The organism is Pseudoalteromonas sp. AWM4_233 (assembly GCF_056158285.1).
This window is the reverse complement of sequence record NZ_JBSWSZ010000091.1, coordinates 1-2,329: the sequence shown is the minus strand read 5'-3', so window position 1 is coordinate 2,329 and position 2,329 is coordinate 1. Positions and strand designations below refer to the sequence as shown.

General features: G+C 41.0%; 3 protein-coding genes. All 3 read right to left on the bottom strand.

The window, feature by feature from the left end; translation table 11 throughout:
* Positions 1-4: 4 nt before the first annotated feature.
* The 3 genes from ACXAC4_RS20915 to ACXAC4_RS20905 all read right to left on the bottom strand — a co-directional run bounded on the left by ACXAC4_RS20915 (position 5) and on the right by ACXAC4_RS20905 (position 2,210).
* A complete protein-coding gene (locus ACXAC4_RS20915; RefSeq protein WP_475165108.1) occupies positions 5-526 on the bottom strand; it encodes a cysteine peptidase family C39 domain-containing protein in 522 nt (173 codons plus the stop codon).
* A 72-nt stretch (positions 527-598) separates the two neighbouring features.
* Positions 599-2,062, bottom strand: coding sequence for a TolC family protein (locus tag ACXAC4_RS20910; RefSeq protein ID WP_475165107.1), 1,464 nt, complete (start codon positions 2,060-2,062; stop codon positions 599-601).
* Positions 2,040-2,210 carry a hypothetical protein gene (locus tag ACXAC4_RS20905; protein ID WP_475165104.1) on the bottom strand — a complete coding sequence of 57 codons (171 nt, stop codon included), beginning with the start codon at positions 2,208-2,210 and terminating at the stop codon, positions 2,040-2,042. The genes ACXAC4_RS20910 and ACXAC4_RS20905 overlap by 23 nt, the downstream gene beginning before the upstream one ends.
* Between the last annotated feature and the right edge of the window lie 119 nt (positions 2,211-2,329).

Below are 2,329 nucleotides of genomic sequence, written 5' to 3'. Positions count from 1 at the left end.
AAGGTTAACCTGGTAACTGGGACACAAGACTCCAGCACCTGTATAAACTTCGGCACTCTTTGATGACTCCCCAAAACCAGCCATCTTTGGCTAATTTTTGTAGTACAGGGGAGCGTGCGTCAAAAGCGAATTCGGGCTGTGCATAAATAACCATTGCTGTGCTGCTATCAGCAAGTTTTGTAATACTGATTTTAACGGCGGAGTCATTTAATTCAGGGTAGATGACCTCAGCGCTGTCGTTTTCGATATCAAGCTCAGTAATTACACAGGCTTTATTACCTTTTAGGATTAACACCGCAGGTAACAAAGCTGTATTAAGGTCGCATAGGGGTTTGTGAACAATTTTAGTTTTAAAGCCTATACGTTTAGCGGCACGTGAAAAACCTGACGGAGTCAATAAGCCGTTCTCAAGGGGTAAACCGCTTAATAATGTTTCACGAGAAAATTCTCGATCATGATAGCGGCATAGCGTTTCTAGACAGTCAACAAGGCTGCCACCATGATCTTGAGCATCAGTTTCTTGCATACAATATCCATACTTATACCAATGCGCAAAAATACTAAATTAAGCGAATTGGTATCAAATTCACCATGAGCTTTACGACCAGCCATCTTTCATGACTGCTGGGCGGCTACCTGCGTCGGTTATCACTGCTTCAATGCGACGATTTGCAGCATTTGCTCTAACTGAAATCTCATTTATTCTTGGTTGATCAACACCATAACCAAGCGATTTCACTCTGTTTGGGGCAATACCGTATTGCTGGATTAATATCTCAGCAACCGAAGATGCGCGTTCTTCAGAGAGCTTTCTATTGTGAAGGGCTGGTCCTTCAAGGGAAGCATGCCCTTGAATTTCAACATTTTTGTTGGGGTGTTCTTTTAAGAAATCAGCAAGTCGAGCTATTTCCTGCATATACTGAGGGCGCACAACACTTGAGTCTGCGAGAAAAGGAATGCCAATCTCTACATTACTCGTGTTGCTTCGATACTTTGTGCAGCCTTTTTCATCAACCTCCGTAAATGCAGGCGTAGATGGGCATTCATCTTGCGCATTTGCGATACCATCATTATCATCATCGGCAAATGTCGTAGCTGTTTCGACAGGAGTTGCCGGCATAGTTAAGTAGCTAGGCATAGCGGTTACTGTCATATATGCATTATCTTGCTGTTTTTTTTTCTGCAAGAATGCTTGTCTGCCAATCGTTGCAGCTACATCAAATTTTGGACAAATACTGTCTGCATTTAATGCAATTGGGTCATCAGTTAACTCTGTAATTTTTGGAAACTTGTCGGATGTAACGTTGAGCGTGTCGAGTAATTTCCCCATCTCCGCAAGCATAGTTAAAATAGCTGACTGTCTGTCATATAGAGCCGCGATATAAGAACGATTTGATTGAAATGCTTCATTTTCAGCGTCAAGCACATCAAGTAACGTTCTTTGGCCAATATCAAACTGGTCTTTATAGGCATATTTTACTTTATTAGATGACTCTTTATGACTAGCAAGAGAAGGGATCTTATTTTGTAAAACCTGCACATTGTTATAAGCAACTTGAAGGTTTTGTCTAATTTCAATACAGGTTTGGTCGCGCTGATATTTAGCAACATTAATCTCTTGATAGGCTTGATCAAGATTCGCACTGTCTAAGCCACCATTGTATAAATTGTAGCGAATATCTATACCAACTCTTGCCTCAGAGCGAGTTTCATTTAAACCTAACTCATCTCTATCTTGCATTCCGTAGCGTGCAGATAAATCTACATTAGGATGAAATGCGGAGCGTTGTGAATCAGCATTCGCTTTTTGCGCTTCGATATTATACAGAGACGCGTAAAAGTTAGGGCTGCTTTTGTAAGCTATATCAAGTGCTTGATTGATGGTGATGGGAATTGCATCATCACTTAGTCTTGCTTTTGCAGTTCCTTTTGTTGGCAGCTCTCCAACAATGCGTAAATAGCGAGCACTTACATCATGCAAGTTTGCATACTCTGTCATAACATTCGATTGCGCAAGCGAGAGGCGACCATTAATTTGTTCAAGAATCTGCTGCTCTAGCAACACCAGCACCAACGCTTTGCTCTATTTGCTGATAGACAGCCTCGTGCTCTTTTAAGTTTTTTTCAGCAAGCTCAACTAACTCAGTGAACTTTTGCACATCTAGGTAAGCAATACTTGCCTGAAGTGCAATCTTTTTCAGCTTGATCAAGTAGTTCAAAATAACGTATCAGTTGAATTCGTTCAAAGCGCTTAACTGTGTTCGATGTTCTAAAACCATCGTATAGCATTTGTGATGTGTACCAGGTTAACCTTAGCAATACGTATATG